This window comes from Mesorhizobium sp. B2-1-1, assembly GCF_006442975.2.
Taxonomy (GTDB): Bacteria; Pseudomonadota; Alphaproteobacteria; order Rhizobiales; family Rhizobiaceae; genus Mesorhizobium.
On record NZ_CP083954.1, the window covers coordinates 2721386 to 2742103 of the forward strand.

At 65.2% G+C, this 20718-nt stretch carries 23 protein-coding genes; 7 read left to right on the forward strand and 16 right to left on the reverse strand.

Annotation, left to right across the window (positions count from 1 at the left end; translation table 11 throughout):
• Nucleotides 1-214: 214 nt before the first annotated feature.
• The 7 genes from FJ972_RS13305 to FJ972_RS13335 all read right to left on the reverse strand — a co-directional run bounded on the left by FJ972_RS13305 (nt 215) and on the right by FJ972_RS13335 (nt 8394).
• Nucleotides 215-1186, reverse strand: coding sequence for an ABC transporter permease (locus tag FJ972_RS13305; protein ID WP_140521484.1), 972 nt, complete (start codon nt 1184-1186; stop codon nt 215-217).
• Nucleotides 1183-2733: a sugar ABC transporter ATP-binding protein gene (locus FJ972_RS13310; RefSeq protein ID WP_140521485.1), complete on the reverse strand. Its 1551-nt coding sequence runs from the start codon at nt 2731-2733 to the stop codon at nt 1183-1185. Before FJ972_RS13310 ends, FJ972_RS13305 begins: the two co-directional genes overlap by 4 nt.
• Before the next feature lie 278 nt (nt 2734-3011).
• Complete coding sequence (locus tag FJ972_RS13315) at nt 3012-4061, reverse strand: ABC transporter substrate-binding protein (protein WP_140516043.1); 1050 nt, start codon at nt 4059-4061, stop codon at nt 3012-3014.
• Between the two features lie 101 nt (nt 4062-4162).
• The gene (locus FJ972_RS13320; RefSeq protein ID WP_140521486.1) at nt 4163-5077 is read right to left on the reverse strand and encodes a sugar phosphate isomerase/epimerase family protein; all 915 of its coding nucleotides are present in this window, start codon (nt 5075-5077) and stop codon (nt 4163-4165) included.
• Between the two features lie 38 nt (nt 5078-5115).
• A complete protein-coding gene (locus tag FJ972_RS13325) occupies nt 5116-6651 on the reverse strand; it encodes a mannitol dehydrogenase family protein (RefSeq protein ID WP_140521487.1) in 1536 nt (511 codons plus the stop codon).
• Nucleotides 6648-7430 (reverse strand): SDR family oxidoreductase, encoded by a 783-nt coding sequence (locus FJ972_RS13330; protein WP_140500072.1) that lies wholly within the window; start codon nt 7428-7430, stop codon nt 6648-6650. The genes FJ972_RS13325 and FJ972_RS13330 overlap by 4 nt, the downstream gene beginning before the upstream one ends.
• 70 nt (nt 7431-7500) lie before the next feature.
• Nucleotides 7501-8394 (reverse strand): MurR/RpiR family transcriptional regulator, encoded by an 894-nt coding sequence (locus tag FJ972_RS13335; RefSeq protein WP_140500070.1) that lies wholly within the window; start codon nt 8392-8394, stop codon nt 7501-7503.
• A 331-nt stretch (nt 8395-8725) separates the two neighbouring features.
• On the opposite strand from FJ972_RS13335, the gene FJ972_RS13340 reads away from it, so the two are divergent.
• Both FJ972_RS13340 and FJ972_RS13345 read left to right on the forward strand, forming a co-directional pair.
• On the forward strand, nt 8726-9910 hold the full coding sequence (locus FJ972_RS13340) for a Gfo/Idh/MocA family protein (protein WP_140521488.1): 1185 nt from the start codon (nt 8726-8728) through the stop codon (nt 9908-9910).
• A gap of 280 nt (nt 9911-10190) precedes the next feature.
• Nucleotides 10191-10724 (forward strand): sterol desaturase family protein, encoded by a 534-nt coding sequence (locus tag FJ972_RS13345; protein ID WP_140500066.1) that lies wholly within the window; start codon nt 10191-10193, stop codon nt 10722-10724.
• A gap of 47 nt (nt 10725-10771) precedes the next feature.
• Here the strand turns inward: FJ972_RS13345 and dinB are convergent, their stop codons facing one another.
• Nucleotides 10772-12013, reverse strand: a complete 1242-nt coding sequence (dinB, locus tag FJ972_RS13350) for a DNA polymerase IV (protein ID WP_140521489.1) — start codon at nt 12011-12013, stop codon at nt 10772-10774.
• 141 nt (nt 12014-12154) lie between these two features.
• On the opposite strand from dinB, the gene FJ972_RS13355 reads away from it, so the two are divergent.
• Nucleotides 12155-12391, forward strand: coding sequence for a hypothetical protein (locus FJ972_RS13355; protein ID WP_140500063.1), 237 nt, complete (start codon nt 12155-12157; stop codon nt 12389-12391).
• A 144-nt stretch (nt 12392-12535) separates the two neighbouring features.
• Here the strand turns inward: FJ972_RS13355 and FJ972_RS13360 are convergent, their stop codons facing one another.
• Nucleotides 12536-12952, reverse strand: coding sequence for a winged helix-turn-helix transcriptional regulator (locus FJ972_RS13360; protein WP_140521490.1), 417 nt, complete (start codon nt 12950-12952; stop codon nt 12536-12538).
• Nucleotides 12953-13092: 140 nt separating this feature from the next.
• Between FJ972_RS13360 and FJ972_RS13365 the strand changes: the two genes are divergently transcribed.
• A complete protein-coding gene (locus tag FJ972_RS13365) occupies nt 13093-13680 on the forward strand; it encodes a dihydrofolate reductase family protein (protein WP_140516033.1) in 588 nt (195 codons plus the stop codon).
• A 150-nt stretch (nt 13681-13830) separates the two neighbouring features.
• Here the strand turns inward: FJ972_RS13365 and FJ972_RS13370 are convergent, their stop codons facing one another.
• From FJ972_RS13370 to ada, 4 genes are all read right to left on the reverse strand, one after another.
• A complete protein-coding gene (locus tag FJ972_RS13370) occupies nt 13831-14574 on the reverse strand; it encodes a 2OG-Fe(II) oxygenase (RefSeq protein WP_140521491.1) in 744 nt (247 codons plus the stop codon).
• A complete protein-coding gene (locus FJ972_RS13375) occupies nt 14571-15116 on the reverse strand; it encodes a methylated-DNA--[protein]-cysteine S-methyltransferase (RefSeq protein ID WP_140521492.1) in 546 nt (181 codons plus the stop codon). Before FJ972_RS13375 ends, FJ972_RS13370 begins: the two co-directional genes overlap by 4 nt.
• A gap of 157 nt (nt 15117-15273) precedes the next feature.
• The gene (locus FJ972_RS13380) at nt 15274-15504 is read right to left on the reverse strand and encodes a hypothetical protein (RefSeq protein ID WP_140500055.1); all 231 of its coding nucleotides are present in this window, start codon (nt 15502-15504) and stop codon (nt 15274-15276) included.
• A 12-nt stretch (nt 15505-15516) separates the two neighbouring features.
• Nucleotides 15517-16596, reverse strand: a complete 1080-nt coding sequence (gene ada / locus FJ972_RS13385) for a bifunctional DNA-binding transcriptional regulator/O6-methylguanine-DNA methyltransferase Ada (RefSeq protein WP_181173438.1) — start codon at nt 16594-16596, stop codon at nt 15517-15519.
• 123 nt (nt 16597-16719) lie between these two features.
• Here ada and FJ972_RS13390 point away from each other — a divergent pair, with 123 nt between their 5' ends.
• Nucleotides 16720-16905: a transcriptional regulator gene (locus FJ972_RS13390; protein ID WP_140500052.1), complete on the forward strand. Its 186-nt coding sequence runs from the start codon at nt 16720-16722 to the stop codon at nt 16903-16905.
• 87 nt (nt 16906-16992) lie between these two features.
• Here the strand turns inward: FJ972_RS13390 and FJ972_RS13395 are convergent, their stop codons facing one another.
• A complete protein-coding gene (locus tag FJ972_RS13395) occupies nt 16993-17685 on the reverse strand; it encodes a winged helix-turn-helix transcriptional regulator (RefSeq protein WP_140521494.1) in 693 nt (230 codons plus the stop codon).
• A gap of 177 nt (nt 17686-17862) precedes the next feature.
• Between FJ972_RS13395 and FJ972_RS13400 the strand changes: the two genes are divergently transcribed.
• Both FJ972_RS13400 and FJ972_RS13405 read left to right on the forward strand, forming a co-directional pair.
• On the forward strand, nt 17863-18189 hold the full coding sequence (locus FJ972_RS13400) for a DUF1330 domain-containing protein (RefSeq protein ID WP_140500048.1): 327 nt from the start codon (nt 17863-17865) through the stop codon (nt 18187-18189).
• A gap of 121 nt (nt 18190-18310) precedes the next feature.
• Nucleotides 18311-18847, forward strand: coding sequence for a hypothetical protein (locus FJ972_RS13405; RefSeq protein ID WP_181167216.1), 537 nt, complete (start codon nt 18311-18313; stop codon nt 18845-18847).
• A gap of 55 nt (nt 18848-18902) precedes the next feature.
• On the opposite strand, the gene FJ972_RS13410 is transcribed toward FJ972_RS13405, so the two are convergent.
• Nucleotides 18903-19796: a phosphatase PAP2 family protein gene (locus tag FJ972_RS13410; protein WP_226880606.1), complete on the reverse strand. Its 894-nt coding sequence runs from the start codon at nt 19794-19796 to the stop codon at nt 18903-18905.
• A gap of 431 nt (nt 19797-20227) precedes the next feature.
• Nucleotides 20228-20677, reverse strand: coding sequence for an ester cyclase (locus FJ972_RS13415; RefSeq protein WP_140521496.1), 450 nt, complete (start codon nt 20675-20677; stop codon nt 20228-20230).
• Between the last annotated feature and the right edge of the window lie 41 nt (nt 20678-20718).

The window sequence follows — 20718 nt, forward strand, 5'->3', positions numbered from 1 at the left end:
TGCAAATGTAGCGCCCTACGGCGGCCCCCTCTGTCCTGCCGGACATCTCCCCCTCTAGGGGGGAGATCGGACGGGGTGACGGCTTTCGCAAATTGTCGGCGTTGCAAGAATGAGCGAGCCGCCGAAGCTCCCAATCTCCCCCCTTGAGGGGGAGATGTCCGGCAGGACAGAGGGGGGCGCCGTAGAGCGCTATGCGCCAATTCATTCTCCCTCATCATTGCCGACCCCGCATCGTAATGAAAGCCCCGAACATCACCACGGCGACCATGATGAGGCCCTCGATGATGGCGGTGACGTTGGGATCAATGGCGAGCAGGGTGAGATCGGTGCGCACCAGGCGCAGCACGAAGACGGCGACGATGGGGCCGAGCAGGCCGCCCTTGCCGCCGCCCAGCGCCACGCCGCCCAGCACCACGGCCGCGACGCTGGCGAGCAGATAGGGGCCGGGAATAGGAGCGCCGATGCCGGTGCTCATGGTCAGCGCCAGGCCGCCCATGGCCGCGAACAGGCCCGACAGCGCATAGGCGATGATGCGGGTGCGCTTGACCGGCACGCCGCTGCGGAACGCCGCCAGCTCGCTCGAGCCGATGGCGTAGATGGACAGGCCGAGGCGCGAGCGCCGCAGCGGTATCCAGACGATGCAGAGGCAGATGATCAGCACCAGCAGAGCCTTCGGCAGCCAGGCGTCGATGTTCTGCGGCAGGCCGGGTATCGGGACCGTGCCTGAAATCATCGCCTTCAGCCATTCGGCGGCGGCGCCGCCCGGCGCGCCGAGCACCAGAAGAGCCGCCCCTTGCAACACGAACAGCATGGCGAGCGTCACCACGATGTCGGGGACACGGGTGGCGACAATGAGCAGGCCGTTGAGCGCGCCGAGCACAAACCCCATGGCCAGTACGAAAGGCACCACGAACAGCGCGTATTCTTCCGAGGCGCCGGCCATCATCGAGGCGGCGGTGACGCTGGTCAGCGCCATCATGGCGGCGACCGACAGATCGATGCCGCCGGCGATGACGACGACGGTCTGCGCGGCCACGGCAAAGGCGTAGGGCAAGACGGCCCGCGCCAGCGAGCCGAAATCGCCGCTGCCGTAGCCGGGCTGGATCAGCTTGGTGACGACGAACAGCACGATGAGGAGGGCGAACAGGCCGGCGACCCAGCCCTGGCGGCGCAGGAGATGGCTCATGGCGTCGCCTCCGGCGCATCCGGGGCATTTGCTGTCGGGTCCGCCAAAATGCCGATATCGGCCTTGACGCCGCGCGGCAGGCCGTAGGCGGCGCGCATCAGTGCCGGCTCGTCCGCTTCCTCGACCGGGAAGATATCGACGACGCGGCCGCCGAAGATGACGATGACGCGATCGCAGACGCGCTGCACCTCTTCGAGTTCCGAGGTGTAGAACAGCACCGACTTGCCGTGGCCGGCGAGCTCGCGCAGCAATTTATAGATCTCCTGCTTGGTGCCGACATCGATGCCGCGCGTCGGGTCGAAGCACAGGATGGTGCGGGCATCCGCCGCGATCCAGCGGGCGATGGTCACCTTCTGCTGGTTGCCGCCGGACAGGCGCTGCACCTCGCCTTGCGCGCGGGTGTCGATCTGGAGGCGCGCGATGGCGCTCGCCACCGTGGCGCGCTCCTTGCGCATGGCGATCGGCCCCCAGTTGCGCAAGGCGGCGCTGAAGGGCAGCGCGATGTTCTCGCGCACCGAGCGCTGCATGGCGAGGGCTTCGGAACGGTCGCCCGGCACATAGGCGATGCCGGCGCGGATGGCGTCGATCGGATGGGTGAATTTCGCCGGCTGGGCGTCGACCTCGATCGTGCCGCCGGACGGTTTGATCGAGCCGGCAAGGGCGGCGAACAATTCATCCTGGCCCTGGCCTTCGAGCGCGACGACGCCGGCGACCTCGCCGTCGGCGAGCTCGAAGGAGACGTCGTTGAGCTTGGTGCCGACGCGCAGATTGCGCACGGCGAGACGCGGGCGGGCAGGGGCCGATGTGGCGGCCTGGCCGGCGGCGCGGGCGGTCACCTTGGTCTTCTCGATGCGGGCGCCGAGCATCAGCTCGACGATCTTTTCCTCCACGCCGGGCTCGATGTCGAGAACGCCGACGGTCGCGCCGTCGCGCAGCACGGTGGCGCGGTCGCAGAGCGCCGAGATCTCGACGAAGCGGTGCGAGATGAAGATCACGGCGCGGCCGCTGTCGCCCTGGCGACGCACGACTTCCAGCACCTTTTCGGCAAGATTTGCGGGGAGCGCCGCGGTCATCTCGTCGAGCAGCAGCACGTCGGGCTCGACGGCGAGCGCCCGCGCCAGGTCGAGCACGCGCAGCACCGCCAGCGGAATGTCGCGCGCGGTGTCGCGCAGGTCGAGGTCGGGAATGCCAAGTTCGCGCACCCAGGCGCGGAACGGCTCGACGGGCGTGCCGGTCAGCCGCAGATTGGACAGTATGTCGAGATCGGGGATCAGCGACGGTTCCTGGTAGACGGGCAGAAGGCCAGCGCGGCGCGCGGCGGCGGGCGAGCGTATGTCACGCGCCTCGCCACGGATCAGCACGCGCCCGGCCGAGGCAGGAACCGCGCCGGTCAGGATCTTCACCAGCGTCGACTTGCCGGCGCCATTGGCGCCCATCAGGGCATGCACCTCACCCGGCAGGACAGACAGCGACGCGTCGCGCAGCGCGGCAACCGCACCGTAATTCTTGGCGACGCCGGAGGCGTCGAGGAGGGGTTTGGTGGTCAAATTGCTGTCCGTACCAGAAACTCAATTGCTGGCGCTCTACGGCGCCCCCCTCTGTCCTGCCGGACATCTCCCCCACAAGGGGGGAGATCGGCCGCAACTTCGGCTTTCGCCAATTTTCAACGTGGCAAGACGAGAGCCGGCGCAGAAACTGCCAATCTCCCCCCAAGTGGGGGAGATGTCCGGCAGGACAGAGGGGGGCGCCGTAGAGCGCTAACCTATCAAACCTTTGGTTGGCGAGGACGGCAAACGCCATCCTCGCTAGCCAATCAAAATAGCCCTTATTCCCCCGGCCCCTTGCACGCGACGATCTGGTCCTTGGTGTACGTCGTCCAGTCCGGGATCGAGATCGAGACCGGCCATTCCGGGCTGAGCGACGGATCGGCGGCGGCTTTCAGCTTGGCCTTGCCTTCCTCGGTGGCGTTCTCCCAGAGCTGCGGCTCGACCAGAACGGTCTGCTGCGCCGGCTTCTTGCCGTCGAGGATCTGGAGCGCGAGCGTCACGCCGGCGCCGCCGATCGAGCCGGGATTGGTCACGGCCGCCCCGACCAGGTCCTTGACCGAATTCAGCTGGCCGACGAAACCGGCATTGTCGGCGCCGACCACGGGCACCATCGGCGCCTGCGATTCCACCAGCGCGTCGACGATGACGTTGTCGATGCCCGAGGTCCATACGCCGTTGAACGGCGTGCCGGTGGCGAGGAAGGACAGCATCTGCTGCTTGGCCTGGTCCTGCTGCCAGCCGGTGAACACTTCCTGCGCGACCTTCACGTCGGGGAATTCGGCCAGCGCCTTCTTGAAGCCCTTGTCGCGATCCGAGTCGGCGGAGGCGCCGGCGGCCCCGCGCATATAGAACACCTCACCCTTGCCGCCCATCTGCTGGAACAGCCATTTGGCGCCGAGATAGGCATATTGTTCCTGGTTGTTGGAGATGATGTAGGCCGAGGGTTCGGTGACCGCCTGGTCGACGGCGACGACAACGATGCCGGCCTTGGTGGCTTCCTCCAGCCCGGCCTTGATGCCGGCGGGATCAGCCGGATTGACAACGATGGCGTCGACCTTGGCGCTGATAAGGTTGCGGATGTCCTCGAGCTGCCCGGCGGCGTCAGTGTTGCGGTGGGCGATGTTGAGCTTGGTCACTTCGCCGGAGGCCAGCGCCTGCGCCTTCATGGCGCAGACCATCTCCTCGCGCCAGCCATTGCCCTGCACGGTGTTGGAGATGCCGATCGTGTATTTGCCCTCGGCGGACGAGGCGCCCATCGAGGCCAGCAAGGCAGCACCGGCGAGGAGCGGAACAATGGGCAGCGGCACCATGGTCAGGTATTTCTTCATTTCAGATTTCCTCCACTTTGATTTTCATTTCAATTCCAAGTCGTTACACCGGGCCGCGCAGAAAGAGATTCAGGCGGCGCCTCGATGTTGTTTTTGCGCCTTCATTTGACGAAGGGACGCAGCACGTCGCGGGCAAGCAGGAAACCGCGCTTGACCTTATCGTCGCTGCCCTCGAACCACCGGTCCTCGTGCTCGATGATGATCGGGCCGTCATAGCCGGCACGGTAGAGGCCGGAGAAGAAGCCGTTCCAGCCGACATCGCCCAGCCCCGGCATGCGCGGCACCTGCCAGCCTATGCCAGACGAAATGATTCCGCGCTCGTACAAACCATCATGATCAATCATCAGGTCCTTGGCGTGGACATGCAACATGTAGGGGCCGAATTCCCTGATGAAGCGGGCCTGGTCGATCATCTGCCAGACCAGGTGTGAAGGATCGAAATTCATGCCGACATCGCCGCCCCAGGTTTCGAGGATGCGGCGCCAGACCAGCGGCGAATAGGCGATGTTGTGGCCGCCCGGCCATTCGTCATAGCTGAAGATCATCGGGCAGTTCTCGAAAGCGAGCTTGACGCCGTGGTCGCGCGCATGGGCGACGATGTCGGGCCAGATTTCGAGCGCGTGCTGCCAGTTGACGTCGACGGTCTTCGAGGCATCGCCGCCGCAAAAGGTGTTGACCAGGGGAACGCCCATATTCGCGGCCAGCACGATCACCCGCTTCAGATGGTCGATCACTGTCTTGCGGTGGGCGGCATCGGGATGCAGCGGGTTGGGATAATAGCCGAGACCGGAAATGGTCAGCCCCTTGCCGGCAAGGTTTGCCGCGATGTCCCTGGCCTGCGCCGGCGAGGTCGCGGCGGTGTCGATGTGGCTTGTACCGGCATAGCGGCGGCTGGCGCCGGAGGCTCTCGGCCAGCAGGCGATTTCCAGCGCCTCGAAGCCTGCCGAGCTTGCCCAGTCGGCGACCGCGTCGAGCGGCGTCTCCGCGAACGGTGCGGTGAGCAGTCCAAGCCTCATAGTGCCTCCCCTGGTCGTGAATTCACGACCGATTCCTACTATGCAGATCGTGCCGGTTGCTTCAACCGCTCATCTGCCGGTTGCGCGCATGCATGCCTGACGGTTGCCATCGGATCGTCCGACAACAGCCCGTCGAGCGCCGATGTGACGGCCTTGCGGAACATGTCGTTGGCGGCGAGGGCGGGATCGAAGATGGCGTCAATCGCCAGGATGCCCGCAGCCAGTACCGGGACGTCGCGTCCGCTTGCCTCCGCTATGCCTGCGATCTTGCCGGCATAGGGGTCCGACACCGGCCAGCGCCGGCCGAACCGGGATGAAGCCTGGATCAGATAGGCCATCCAGCCGGCGACGGATACCGACAGCAGCGCAATGCTTTTTTCCTCGCCCAGCCGATCGCGGATCGGGTTGAGCAGGCGCTGCACGATCTTTTGCGAGCCGTCGGTGGCGATCTGGTGGTTGCGGTGGCGGATCGCGGTATTCTGCAGACGGCCAAGGCTCTGCTCGACATAGGCTGATGGGTCCATGCCGGGCACCGGCTTCAACGTTGGCAGCGTCTCCTCGACGAGCATGCGGCGCACGAAGGCCGACAGCAGCGGGTCCGCCATCGCATCGAAAGTGTGTTCAAGGCCGGCCAGCACGCCGAGATAGCTGAGCGTCGTCTGAGCGCCGTTCAGCACACGCATCTTGAGATGCTCGAACGGCGTGACGTCGTCGACGAAGGTTGCCCCCACCAGGTCCCAGCGCGGCACGCGGCCGGCGAATTTCTGCTCGATCACCCATTGCCGGAACGGCTCGCCGGCAACGACGGCTCCATCGCGGTAGCCGAAAAGCTGCTCCACACCGTCGAGATCGGCCTGCGTGCTCGCCGGCACGATGCGGTCGACCATGGCGCTGGGGAAGGCGGCATTGGGGGCGATCCAGCCGGCAAGGCCGTTGCCGCGCCGTTCGGCAAAAGTCCGCACGACATTTTCCAGGATGGTGCCGTTCGCCGGGATGTTGTCGCAGGAGAGCAGCGTCAGCGGCCGGCCGTGCGTGGCCATGCGTTGCTCCAGCGCCCGCGCCAGAATGCCGGGCACGCTGCGCGGCGTCAGCGGGTTTGCGAGATCGTGGACGATGTCGGGATGGTCGAGGTCGAGCGCGCCGCTGGCCGGAATATGACAATAGCCCTTTTCGGTAACGGTCAGCGTCACGAATTCGATGTCCGGGGAGGAGAGCACTTCGAGCGCGGGCATAGCGCTCGCCTGGCTATCGACAATGCGCACGATGCTGCCGATGACGCGGGCCTCGACATGGGAATCCTGGCGGATGAGCCTGGTGTAGAGCCCGTCCTGAGGGCCGAGCGTATCGGCGAGCGCCGGCGGACGGATGTTGATGCCGACCACGCCCCAGCGGCCGAAGCTCCGCGCCAGGAGGTCGTCGGTGTATTCGGCCTGGTGGCAGCGGTGGAAGGCGCCGACGCCGAGATGCGCCATGCCTGCCTGGAGCAAGGCACGGTCATAGCCGGGCCTTTGCACCGTCGCCGTCAGGCGGCCGAGCAAGGCCGGACCGAGCGTCTCGTGCGCGGCTCTGCTCACCGGTTGGCTCCGATCACCCACTGTTCCTGGTCGATCAGCGAGCCGGTCATCGGTCCCGCGGCGTCGGAGAGAAGGAAGACGGCGAGCCTGGCCACGTCCTCCGCCGAGAACAGCCGGCCGAAGGGCTGCGCGGCGTTGGCGGCATCGAGCCAGCCGGCGCCGTGGCCGAGCGTCTCGGCCTGCATGACGCGCTCGGCGGGCGTATCGGTCCAGCCGACATTGATGCCGTTGACGCGGATGCGGTCGAAGCGGTGGGCGTTGGCGGCGTTCCTGGTCAGCGTCGCCAGCGCGCCCTTGGTGGCGGAATAGACGGCGAGCTCGGGCGAACCGCAATGGGCATTGATCGACAGGATGTTGACGATCGCGCCGCCCTGGCCCCGCTTCCGCATGTCGGCAATCGCCGCCTGCATGAGGAAGAAAGGGGCGCGGGCATTGACGGCGAACAGCGAGGCCCAGTCGTCGGGGGTCGCATCGAGGAAGGAGGCCCGGTCGGTCAGGCCGGCGGCATTGACGAGACCGTCGATACGGCCGAAGCGGTCGATGCAGGCTTGCGCCAGGAGGGCAGGGGCTGCCGGGTCGGAAAGCTCGGCGGCGATGAAGTGTGCCGGCGTGCCCGCTTGCGAGAGCTCCGCAGCAACGGCCTCGCCGCGCGTCCCGTCGCGGCCGGTGACCAGCAGGCCGCCGGCGCCGGCACGCGCCAAGGTTTCGGCGACTGCCCGGCCGATGCCTTGCGTCGCGCCGGTGACCAGCACCATCTTGCCGTCGAGCTGAAGCTCCATTCCTCCTCCCGGAACAAAGTTTCTATTTCTGAAGATATGGAATGTCAGTTCCCGTTAGTCAACCGCGCAATCATTCTGCCCGTTGGGCCACGACACCATGGACCAAAGCCATGCCGACGGCGAGCGACGCCGCCAGCGAGCGGAAGCCTGCGAAGTCCTGTTCCACAACTTCCAGCCAGGTGTCCGAGAACTTGACCAGCGGAGAAAAAGTGCTGTCGGTGATGGTGACGATCCGCGCGCGCCGCTCGTGGGCGACCGCGACGAGGTCGGGCGTGATCGAATTGTAGGGACTGAAGGAGACCGCCAGCACCGCGTCGCGTCTGCCGATGCAGCCGACCTGGTCGAGCGCGGTGGAGCCGACATTGTCGACCAGCACATTGCGCACGCCTTGCTGCGACAAGGTCAGCGAGAGATAGCTGGTGACGGGAAAGGCGCGCTTGGAGCCGATGACGTAGATCAGCTCGGCGGCCGAAAGCAACGCCACCATTTTCTCGAAGCTCTCGATATCGAAGCCGGTTTCGATGCGGCCGAGCGAGGCCTGCGAGGCGCCGACCATACCGCGCAGGAAATGCAGGTCGGCATTGGATACGCGCGGCGTGCGTTCCTGGCCGCGCCCTTCCGGCCAGGACGCCTTGACATGGTCCTTGAACAGGCCCTGGAAATCGGAAAAGCCGGCATAGCCGAAGATCTGGGCGAAGCGCACCAGCGTCGAAGGCTGCACCCCTGCCTGCGCGGCGACCTGTGCGATGGTGCCGAGCGCGACGTCGCTCGGATGCTGCCACAGGAAGATCGCGACCTGGCGCAGCCGCTTGGGAAAATGGACCGTGCCCGACGACAGCACCGCGCGCAGCTCCTCGTAAGTCTGCGGCTTGATATAGCCGAGCGCCGCCAGCGAGCGCCCGCGCTTGCGGGTCGTCGCCTCGTCGGCGCTGGACCGTCCGGATGATTTGCGCGCCCCGCTCATGATTTCAGGCTAGCGCGATACGATCGTTTTACAATATGAAAATTGGAAATCCTGTTCGAGGGTGGTAGCTGTTCTGCAGCGAAGAAGTTCGATGCATTCAACATAGCACCCTATGGCGCCCCCCTCTGTCCTGCCGGACATCTCCCCCACAAGGGGGGAGATCGGATGTCACGCCGGCTTTCGCCAAATTGCCAGCGTTGCATGAAAGGCGTCGCGGTCGACGCTGCCAATCTCCCCACCTGTGGGGGAGATGTCCGGCAGGACAGAGGGGGGCGCTACAGAACTCGACGGTGGGTGCTGGCTTAACATCCTTAAATCGGAGGAGACAAACATGGTCTATGCGACATCGGACGGATCGGCGGGCAAGCGTTTGCGCGTCGGCATGGTGGGAGGCGGGCAGGGCGCCTTCATCGGCGCGGTGCATCGCCTCGCCATGCGGCTCGACGACCAGATCGCGCTGGTGGCCGGCGCGCTGTCGTCCGACCCCGGGAATGCCGCCGCCTCGGCCGCCGAGATCGGCATCGCGCCGGAGCGCAGCTATGCCGATTACCGCATGATGGCCAAGGCGGAGGCGGCGCGCCCGGACGGCATCGAGGCGGTCGTTATCGTCACGCCCAACCATCTGCACGCGCCGGTCGCGACAGCCTTTCTGGAAGCCGGCATCGATGTGATCTGCGACAAGCCGCTGTCGACGACGCTGGGCGAGGCGCAAGCCCTGGTGGCGCTGACGCGGGAGAAAAATCGCCGCTTCGTCGTCACCCTCAACAACACCGGCTACGCCATGGTGCGCCAGGCGCGCGAGATGGTGGCGGCGGGCGAACTCGGCCGCATCGTCTCCGTGCACGGCGCCTATATCCAGGACTGGCTGACCAGGCCGATCGATGCCGACGGCCAGAAACAGGCGGAATGGCGCACCGACCCGGCGCGCGCCGGCCAGTCGGCGGTGCTGGCCGATATCGGCGTGCATGCCTTCAATCTGGCGAGTTTCATCAGCGGCCGCGAGGCCGAGACGGTGTCGGCCGACCTGTTCACCGCCGTGCCGGGACGGCGGCTCGATGACAACGCGCATGTGCTGGTGCGCTGGGCGGGCGGGGCACGCGGCACGATCCTGGCCAGCCAGACGTCGCCCGGCCACTATAATGATCTCTCCGTGCGCATCTATGGCGACAAGGCGGGGCTTGAATGGTCGGGCACGCGGCCCGAGGAACTGCGTTTCTCCAGATATGGCGAGGAAAGCCGCACGCTCGTGCGCGGCGGCCATGGCTCGACCGAGGAAAGCCGGCGCGTGTCACGCATGCCGGCCGCCCATCCCGAAGGCTATATCGAGGCCTTCGCCAATTTCTACCGCGACGCCGCCGACATCATCCGCGCGCATCGTTCGGGCGCTGCTGTCGATGCGGCCCGGGCGGCGCAGGTGCCCGATGTGGTCGACGGCGCGCGCGGCGTGAAGTTCGTCGCCGCGGCGGTGGAGTCGAACGCGGCTGATGGGGCGTGGACGGCGGCAAGGTTCGGGTGAGGGTGTGCCATCCAATGTGACATCGCGGCCACGCCCGACGGTGCCGCGCGGTTGACGGCGATCAAGAGTTGGCCGTCCATTCGGGACCGCGCTGTGTTCCGCCATTTTTCAAGCCCGTTGCGAGGCTGGTTTCGAAGGCAACAGCCGGTTGACTGGCTTCCAAATCGTTGCCGCCGACCTTGCGCGAGGTGATTGCGACGCTATGTCAGGCGCATCCGCGTTGCTCCCCGCCCGCGCATTCGGCAATCTGTCGCTTCTTCGGCGTTGAAGGCTTGCTCCGATGGAACTCGGTCTCATTGGATACTACAGCGACTTCGTGGTTTACCCCCTGGCGATCGCCCTGCTGGCTGTGGCCGGGCTTATCGAGGCCGGCGAAGAGAGCGCGCCAGGCTGGCTGGCGACGGCGCTGGCGTGCCTGTGTCTGTGGACGCTGATCGAATACGTCATGCACCGCTTCGTCCTTCACCACATTCCCTGGATCAGGGATCTGCACGCCCGCCATCATGTCGAGGAGCGCAGTCCGGTGGGCACGCCGACCTGGCTCAGCCTCGGCGTGCATGCGCTTGTCGCGTTCTTTCCCGTATGGATGGTCTCGGATTTCGCGGTCGCCAGCGCGGCGAGCTGCGGGCTGATGCTGGGCTACCTATGGTACGTCAGCATCCACCATGTGATCCATCACTGGCATCCCACTCATCCGAGCTATCTCTACACGCTGAAGCGCCGCCACGCGCTGCATCATCATGTCGACGAAAACGTCAATTTCGGCGTGACGTCGCTGTTCTGGGATCGGGTCTTCGGCACGATGCGGCTCTGAAGCCAACTGGTGTGCGCCATTCGAGGAGCGCAGACAGCCATTCCCGCTTACAATTCCTTCTGCGCCAATTCCCTGAACTCGTCGGGCACGGAGCGGGCCGCCTCCAGCGCCACGGTGCCGTAGCCGACGGCCTGTTTGCCGAAGCGCTCGCGGATCTTGTCGATGGCGCGATCGGCGCCAAAGCGCGCGAGACCCTTGCTGGTGCCGGGGCGACGCTTTTCGTCGGCGAGGTCGAGCGGCAGTTCGAGCTGCAATTCGGCACTTTCCTCCAGATGCGAGACCGAGATCGCCAGCAGCGAAATCGTCCTGTCATGCGGATGATCGGCAAGCACGCCCCGCACCAGGTCTGTCGCGATCTCGGCCAGCATCACCGTCGCCGAGATCGGCTGGTCGAGCGTGATCGAGCGGGTGACGGCGCTGAGGTCGGCGAAGCGCACGCGCACCGTCACCGTGCGGCCGGGGCGCGCCTTGGCGCGCAGCCGGCTGGCGACCCGGTCGGCCAGATGCAGCAGGACAGGGATGTAGACGCATTCCAGTGCCGGCTTGCGGCCAAGCGCCGACTGGGCACCGGCCGAATGGGCGCGGCGACGTGTTTCCAATTTGCGCGGATCGCGGTTCCACGACAAGGCGGCAAGCTTTTCGCCGGCGGCAGGGCCGAGCAGCCGCGCCAGCGCGCCGCTGTGCGTCCTGGCCAGTTCGCCGATTGTCTGGACGCCGATCTCGGCCAGCCGCGCGCTGGTCGCCGGGCCGACGCCCCACATCAGGGAGACCGGCAGGTCATGCAGGAAGGCGATCTCGGTGCCGGGCTCGACCACCACCAGCCCATCGGGCTTGGCCACCTGCGAGGCGATCTTGGCCAGGTGCTTGGTGCGCGCCACGCCGATCGAGATCGGCAGGCCGAGTTCGCTTCGCACGCGGCGGCGAATGGTCGAGGCGATCTCCCGCGGCTGGCCGAACAGATGCGTGCAACCGGCGACATCGGCGAAGGCCTCGTCGATGGAGATGCGCTCGACCAGCGGCGTGAAATCGTCGAGCACCTTCATCGCGGCGTCGCCGAGCCGCTGGTAGTCGCGGAAATTTCCGCCGACGAAAATCAACTGCGGGCAGAGCTCGCGCGCCTTGCGCCCCGGCATGCCCCCGCGCACGCCGAAGGCGCGGGCTTCGTAGGAGGCGGCGAGCACGACGCCGCCGCCGACCGCGATCGGCTTGCCGCGCAGCGACGGGTCGAGAAGCTGCTCGACCGAGGCGTAGAAAGCGTCGAGATCGGCATGCAGGATGGTGGGCTCCATCCCCGGTTCCTCGCGACGTTGTAGAGTATGGAACATAAAGAGAACAAACATTGCTCGCTGTCAAGCGAGGTCGCGATCCGCCGGAACATTGTCGCTCACAATCGCGTTGACGGCCGAAGGGCGCCGCGTGCGGAGGCTGGCATGGGCAACTTTGAAATGATCGATCTGGTTTGCGTCGTCAACGCCTGCTCGACCGACCGCGCCGCGGGGCGGCTGGTTTCGATGGCCAAGGCCGTGGAGGAATTGCGGGTGCTGACCGGCGATTTCGTCTCGGCCGACGAAACGGTCGCGAATGCGCTGAGTGAAGTCGCGCTGCAGTGCGGCTGCGCCGTGCTGTTCGATGAGCAGGCGGGCGCCGACATATTGCGCACGCCATAGCTCGTCGCCGGCGTGCTGCAATGCATCACGCAACCGTTCCAATTGCTTGTTTTTGCGCTATTCCGAACAGAGGGCCGTGACGCACTTTCTAACGCGCGTTGCCTGTGCGGGTCGTTGTCCCCGAGGCCACCTTGGCGACATCCATCAACCGAGATGCTCCGCCCGCAGCGCCTGCTTGAGGCGCTCCAGCGCCGGCTCGCCGTCGGCAGCGAGCTTATCGGCGATCCTTGCCAGATCATCGTCGGCCTTGCGGTGCTTGCTGCCCCAGGCGCCGAGCGTGGCCAGCACGGGCAAAAGGTCGATGCCGGCCTCGGTCAGGCGATAGATCGCCTTCAGCCCATGCGTGGGATCACCGCTGCGGGTGAGGATGCCTTCGTCCTGCAATGTCTGGAGGCGCTCGGCCAGCGTACGCGAGGAAATGCCCTCATCGGATTGCAGGAATTCGCGAAAGTGCTTTTTTCCGGCGAAGACCAGGTCGCGGATGATGAGCAGCGTCCAGCGGTCGCCGAGCAGTTCGAGCGACAGGTTGATGGGGCAGCCAGACCGGTCCCGTGTCGACATGTGTATGGTTCCATTTTTAAATCGCTTTACTATTGACATCGTTTTCATCTCAGGTCAATAGTTCCAAATGTAAACCATCGGCAACCGTGCCGGCCGGACGGGTAAAACGAGCCGCTCGGCCCTTGACTGGGAGAACCATGATGAAAAAGCTGATCCTCCAGATGCAGATGTCGGTCGACGGTTTTGTCGGCGCCGCCGGGGATCATCGCTGGCAGCTCTGGGAATGGGGCGACGACAGCGCCTGGGACGAGGAGTTGAAGCGGGACTTCAACGCCGTCTTCGCCGGCATCGATACCATCCTCTTGAGCCGCAAGATGGCCGAGGAAGGCTACCTCACCCATTGGGGCAATGCGGCGAAGAGATATCCGCGCGACCCGTTCTATGCTTTCGCCCAGCGCATCGTCGAGGCGAGGAAGGTGGTGCCGAGCGACAGGCTCAAGGCCTCGCGATGGGAGGGCACGACAGTGGTCAGCGGCGACCTGCCGCGGGAGGTCGACTTGCTGAAGAGGGGTGAGGGCGGCGACATCGCGGTGTTCGGCGGCGCCGGCTTCGCCTCGGCGCTGATCGCGGCCAGGCTGGTCGACGAGTTCCAGCTGTTCATCAACCCGGCCGTGCTGGGCGCCGGCCGCCGCATCTTCGACCAAGGCGGGTTCGGCAGGCTGCGGCTGCTCGGCTCGAAATCCTATGCGAGCGGCATGGTGGTGAGCCGCTACGCGCCGGCCGGCTAATCGAAAGGCATTGCACTGATATCATGCCTGCCGTTGAGCTTGGGCATGGCAGTCGGCGATGCAGCACCAAGCGCGGTTGTGCCTTAGCCCCAGGGGCGAAGGGAACACGCGCCTCGATGTACTCTTGGTCAACACCTTGGCCTCACCAATTCACTTCGCATCATGAAAAATGATGCCCACCGTGTGCCGCATGCCCGAGCGCAGGCGGCTGACGCCGTGGCGCAGATTGACGCGGTAATTGCCCTTGGTGCCCTGCACCGGCCGATTGTGGACGGCGAAGGAGACGGCATCGCCCTGGCGCAAGGGCACCACTTCCACCCGGCTCTGCATGCGCGGCCGCTGTTCGGTCAGGGCGAACTCGCCGCCGGTGAAATCCTCGCCGGGTTCTGAAAGCAGAACCGCCACCTGCACCGGAAAAGCGAGGTCGCCATAGAGGTCCTGGTGCAGGCAGTTGAAGTCGCCGGGCACATATTGCAGCAGAAGTGGCGTCGGCCTGACCTGGCCGGCGGCGTGGCACTGCTTGAGAAAGGCGGCATGCGTTTCGGGATAGCGCGTGGCGATGCCCATGCGTTCGTTCCACCGGTTGGCGACCTCGGCGAGCCTGGGATAGAGCGCCGTGCGCAGCCCGCCGATCAGGTCTGGCAAGGGGTAGCGGAAATAGCGGTATTCGCCCTTGCCGAAGCCGTGCCTGGCCATGTGGATATGGCTGCGGAAATGTTCCTCATGCGGATAGAGCCCGGCGAGTTGTCGGCACTCCTGCGGCGTGAGCAGCTTTTCCATCACCGCACAGCCGAAGCCGTCGAGTTCGGCGGCTAGGGCTGGCCAGTCGTAAGCGGCAACGCGTTCCTCGGCGGCTTTCACCACCGATGCCGCAACCTTGGCATGGGCGTTCATATCGCGGCCTCTTTGTCCAGCAAAGCGTGCTTGCGCTCAGTGCCCCAGCGGTAGCCGGAGGGCGTGCCGTCGGCGCGGACGACGCGGTGGCAGGGAATGCCGAGCGCGATCGCGTTAGCGGCGCAGGCCGTCGCCACGGCGCGGGCGCCGTTCGGTTGGCCGAGACGCTGGGCAAGGGCGGCGTAGGTGATGGTTGCTCCGCGGCGGATGCTGCGAAGCTCGCCCCAAACTTTTTGCTGGAACGGCGTGCCGTGGCTGATGTCGAGCGGCAGGTCCAGGCCGGCGGCGGGCGTTTCGATGAAACGCGTTATCGCCGCAAGATCGTCATGCAAGGCGGTCTCGTCCTCGACCAGCATCCTGCCGGGGAAGCGGCTGGCGAGATCCTGCGCCAGCGCCTCGGCGTCGGAGTCGATCAGGATGGCGCAGACGCCGAGGGAACCGCGCGCGGCGAGGATTTTGCCGATCGCGGATTGGGCGATGGCGTAGATGATGGTGTCGGCGCCGGAGGCTGTCGCCGGCGTGTGGGTTTGCATGAGGTTCATTGCTTCACTCCTTCTGTGTGCCTGAACCCTAGCCGCGTGCCTTCCGTTCCTCACTCCGATGCTTGCTTTCAAATTCAATTTCCGGAACGGTGCGGAGGTAAGTACCCTACGGCGCCCCCCTCCGGCAGGACAGAGGGGGGCGCCGTAGAGCGCTGATTTATGCGATACGAATGACAGCAACCTCGCCAAGCAAAAAAACCTCGCCTGATAACAGCCGCAGTTCGATCTCGCCGGTCGCGCCACGGCTCCACTCGGCCTTGCCGCTCTCGACAAGCTCCCCGAGCGCAGCCATCACCAGCGACCGCGCATCTTTGGCGCGTCTGACGGCGCCGCGATGGGGGATCCCAATGTCCGCATCGGTGGTGGAAGACCTTGCCATCGCGCCCATTGCCGCTCCTCCTCAGGCCTCGCGGCCGAGCAGCGCGCGCTTGCGCTCCGCGCCCCAGGCGTAGCCGGACAGGGCGCCGTCCTTGCGGATCACGCGGTGGCAGGGAATGGCGACCGCGAGCGCGTTGGCGGCGCAGGCGCCGGCAACGGCGCGGGTCGCCTTCGGCGCGCCGATGCGCCCTGCTATCTCGGCATAGGAGACGGTGCGGCCGGCCGGGATGTCCCGCAGGGCCTGCCAGACGCGCTGCCGGAACGCGGTGCCGCGCAGGTCGAGCGGCAGGTCGAGACCAAGCCTTGGAGCCTCGACGAAACCGACGACGCGGGCGACGAGCGCCTCATAATCGCGGTCGGCGCCGATCAGGCGCGCCTTGGGGAAACGGTCCTGCAGGTCGCGCACCAGCGCGTCCGGGTCGTCGCCGAGCAGGATCGCGGCGACGCCCTTCCTGCTCGACGCGACAAGGATGGCGCCGAGCGAGCATTCGCCGACGGCGAAGCGGATCTCCTCGCTGGCGCCGCCGGCGCGGTAGCGCGTCGGCGTCATGCCGAGCATGCCGGCCGACTTCTCATAGAAGCGTCCGCTCGAATTGAAGCCGGCATCGTAGATGGCCGCTGTCACGCTGGCGCCGTCTTCCAGGCGCCGGCGCACCCTTTCGGCGCGCCGGGCGGCCGCGTAGTCCTTTGGCGTCAGGCCGGTGACGGCCTTGAAGGTGCGGTGGAAATAGCCGGCGCTGCGGCCGGCGGCGGCGGCCAGTTCACCGAGCGACGGTTCCTCCTCGCTCTGTTCGATCCTGCGGCAGGCCTCGGCCACCATCGCGGCGTTGCCGGCCTCGAGCGAAGGTCCGTCGGGATTGCAGCGCCGGCAGGCGCGAAAGCCGGTCGCCCTGGCCTCGTCCAGCGTGTCGTGGAGTTGCACGTTCTTCGGGTTGGCGCGCCGCGACGGGCAGGAGGGCCGGCAATAGACGCCGGTCGTCGCCACCGAATACCAGAAGCTGCCATCGGCCGATTTGTCGCGCGCCACGACTTGCGTCCAGCGCGGATCGTCGGCGACCGGCAGCGGCGCGGGTTTGAGATCCTTGGCAAGGGTGATGAACATGGCCGGCATTGAAGCCGCAGACGACCCGCGTCGCCACCCGTTTCCTGCCAATTGAGAGGTGGACGCGAGCGTATTCGTCGGGACACACAAAGGATATGACAAGATTGATCCGGAGAAGGTGTGATGGAAAACATTCGACCCCTTAAGACCGAGGCCGATTACGATCGGGCGATTGCCGAAATCATCCAATATTTCGAGAACGAGCCGGAAATCGGCTCTCTTGGCGATTACCGGTTTGATGTTCTCGCGACCTTGATCGACGCTTATGAGGATAAGCACTACCCTATCGAAGCACCCACATCCCGTTGAAGGTTATTCACTCACACATTCAACCTGTCGCGAAAGGCGAAAGCCGCCGCTCCCGGTGCCCGATCGCTGTTCCCCGAGCCCTCGTTTCTACGCCGCCCGTTTGGGCTCGACCGCGAACGGGCTGAGGCCGAGCCAGGTCTGCATCTTCCTTGCGATGTGCTGATCTCCGGTCAAGGCGACCTTCGCGCCGGCCTTCTCGACGGTGATCAATCCCATCCAGATCGCCGTCATCGTGTGCAGGTCGGTCGAGACGTAGAGGTCGATATCGAAGCCCGGATCGTACCAGCACAGATCGACCTCGCCATGCTTTTCGACGATCAGCCACCACGACCGTTTGGACGCCGGCAGCTCCTGGTACAGGAATTGTATCACGGTGCGCCCGTCGGGCAGCGGCGAGGGGTTCAGATTGCGCCGCATGTCCCACATCAGCAGCGACGGATCGAGGTTCTTGAGGGACAGCCGGGACTCGACCCATTTCTGTCCCCAAAAGCCCATCGCCTCGACGACGGGGCGCAAATCCCGGCCGGCCTCCGTCAGCCGGTATTCGGAGATGCCCGTCTCGCCCGGCACCTCCTTGCGCTCGACGATCCCGGCGAGCTCGAGCTCCTTCAGCCGTTGCGACAGAAGGCTGGGCGACATTTTGGGGACGCCGCGGCGCAGGTCGTTGAAACGGGTCGAACCCGCCACCAATTCGCGCATCAGCACCATCGTCCAGCGGGTGCACAGCACCTCGGCGGCCATCGATAGCGGGCAGAACTGCTTGTATCCGTGCTGGGCCATGATCCGACGTCCTCCCTCGAAACTGGGCTGAACATTAGGCCTTCATGAAGGAAGCGGCCAGTACGGAAACTGTACCGGCCCGGTACAGATCGCGGACTGGCCGGCGCCGGCCCTGCCATGCGAGCCCTTTGACCGGCCGCGGGGATCTCCCCTGTGCGCCGTAACAGGGAGAAGACCATGACCACATACGTCATTGCAGACATCAAGGTGAAGAACCCGCAGTGGATGCCGGCCTACGCCGCATCGGTGCACGACCTCGTCCACAAGCATGGCGGCAAGTATCTGTCGCGCAGCGGCAATGTGAAGACGCTTGAAGGCAAGCCGCTCGACACCACTCTGATCGCGCTGATGGCATTCCCGTCGGAAGCGGCGGCGCGCGCCTTCGCCAACGATCCGGCCTACGCGCCCTTCGTCTCGGCCCGTCAGGACGGTAGCGACAGCCGCTTCCAGATGATCGACAACACAGACCTGGCGGGGACGATCCCGTATCTGCCGAAGGGATGAAGCTTTCCTCCATCCGTCGCATCGCTTTCGGGCTCTCCGAGCAACGACAATCACGGCGCTTGCCTGCCGCGCCTCCGTATTTCCGGCGGCCGGCGCGCTGGGCCTTTTCAAGAAGAATGGAATGAACATGATACGCAAATTCCACAACGGGCTTCTCATGGCGGGGGCCATGCTGGCCGTCTGCGCCACTTTCGCCCAGGCCCATCAGGACGAGGTCGCATTTACATCCGGCGCGAATCCACTGGCCGGTAAGGTGCGGGCGGCGAACGGCCGGTTCCTCGACGTCAAAGTCGCCACGGACGAAGGCTATGCGCCCATTCCCTGCGCCAGCGGCATCACCGGCGGCGCGATGGGCATTCACTATGTCAACGGCCAGTACCTGAAGGACGACAAGATCGACATTGCCCGTCCCGAGGCCGTGATGTACGAGCCGATGGCCGACGGCACACTGAAGCTGGTGGCGGTCGAATACATCACCGCCAAGGGGCCGGCGTCACTGGACGGCCAATTGTTCAACTTCAACAGTGCGCCCAACCGTTACGGCCTGGGCGAATTCTACGAGCTGCATGTCTGGGCCTGGAAGGGCAACCCGACCGGCACCTTCGCCGACATGAACCCGAAAGTGTCGTGCGAACACGCGGTGGCGCCCAGCCAGTAAGCAATGAAGCCAGGCGGTGAAGGCCGCCTGGCTCGACGCTGTCCGCTCCGGCCCGTTATCGCGGCGCGGGATTGGGGGCCGCCGATCCCGTATCGGAAGACTGTTGGGCCACGTCGGAAGCCTGCTGCCCCGATGCCGGTAGAACGAAGCGTCCGGTCAGGTACCAGAGCAGAGAGACCACGATGATCGATAGGTAGCCGTCCACGGCATAGTGCCAGCCGGTATAGACCGAGCCGAACAGGATGAGTGCGGCGAACGACCAGCCTGCAACGGCCCAGCGACGACCAAAGCCGGTGAGGAAGAAGGCATTGAGCGTGACGATGGCGACATGCATGCTTGGCATCGCCGTGATGCCGCTGCCCAGCGCGGAGCTACCGCTGTCGTGTGCATCGAGCAGATAGCTGGCGGCGAACCGCACCGGCAACGCATACGGGTCTGCCATCAGCGCTGCGAGCACCCCGGCAAATCGGCTGCCGCCATAGAACCGGTCGTAGAATATCGGCCCGCTGGATGACAGCATGATTGGAAGAACGGTGCCACACAACACCATGGTGAGCGCGAACGCCCAGAGATAGCGGATGCGCCGGGCGGGACTGTTCCAGAAGGCGACGAAGAGCACGACGCCAAGCCATTGCATGAACCACCAGGACATATAGGCCTTGAAAACCAGCATGGAGGCGGGCTCTGAAACGATGCCGTGCGTCCATACCCAAGGATCGACGCCGTGCAGCCAACGATCGAGGTCGGCCAGCATGGGATCAGCATAGTAAGGCACGATCTCCGGTATGGTGATCCTGAATGTCGTGAAAGCGATGATGCCGAGAAAGAATAGCAAGACGACCCGCGCGGCCGCCGGCCCGCGTTCCTTGAGTATGTGCACCATGAATCTTGTCGGCCTGGGCCCGCCATACACCAATGCCGTTAACCCGAGGCCAACCACCAGCAGCACCGGCAGCAAGCCGAGGAATGTCCCGAAGTACTTTATGGACAGCAGAAGATATCGCTCAGGCCGCAGGCAAAGCGCCGTCGCGACGCAGACCAGGCACAGGCCCGTCAGCAGCCAGCTGCTTCTGGTTGTCGCCACGCCAAGATCAACAGTGGAAACCGATCGGAGATCGCCGCCCTGTGTTCCGGTGTACCCACTCATCAGGGAGGTCCCGCCAGCTTTCGAACTTGTTATGAATGTTCTGGCGGCAACCTATTAATATCTTGTTGCACCCGTAATGGTGTCTGGTTTCCAATGTAATACTCAATAGTGTAGTATTGTATTCTGAGGACGATGGCGGTGCTGGCCCTGTGTTGGGTTGCTGCCAAGAGGCCTTTCGTGACGCACGTGCAATCGAGAGGGACCACTGCCTGGACGGCGATGGTCCCTCTCATTCAAGCCGCCTTGATCAGGCCGAGCTGGGTCAACGCCGCGACGCCGTCGTCGAGGCCGATCTCCTCGACGATCCTGCCCTCGATCACCTTCAGCACCGTGGTGCCGGTGAAGCGCATGGTGCGGCCGGTGGCGGCGGGCAGCGAACCGACGAGGAAATCGCTGAAGGCCGGACCGGCATGGGTGCCGCCGCCTTCCCACTGGCCGACGACATAGTCGCCTTCGGCGATGAGGTCGGCGGTGGCCCAGAAGTTGAGGTCCGGGAAGGCAGCGCGGAAATCGGTCATGAAGGCCTTGATGTCCTCGCGGCCGCGGCGCGGTTCATGCAGCGAATATTTGAGCAGCATGTCGGACGCGGCGATGGCGTCGACGACGGAAAGATCGCAGGTTTCACCCCAGAAATCAGTGAACCATCTAGCGACGACGGCCTTGTTGTCTTCCTGTTTGGTCATGGGAAAAGTCCTCTTGTGTTTGCACGAGATCGCCAGGGCGG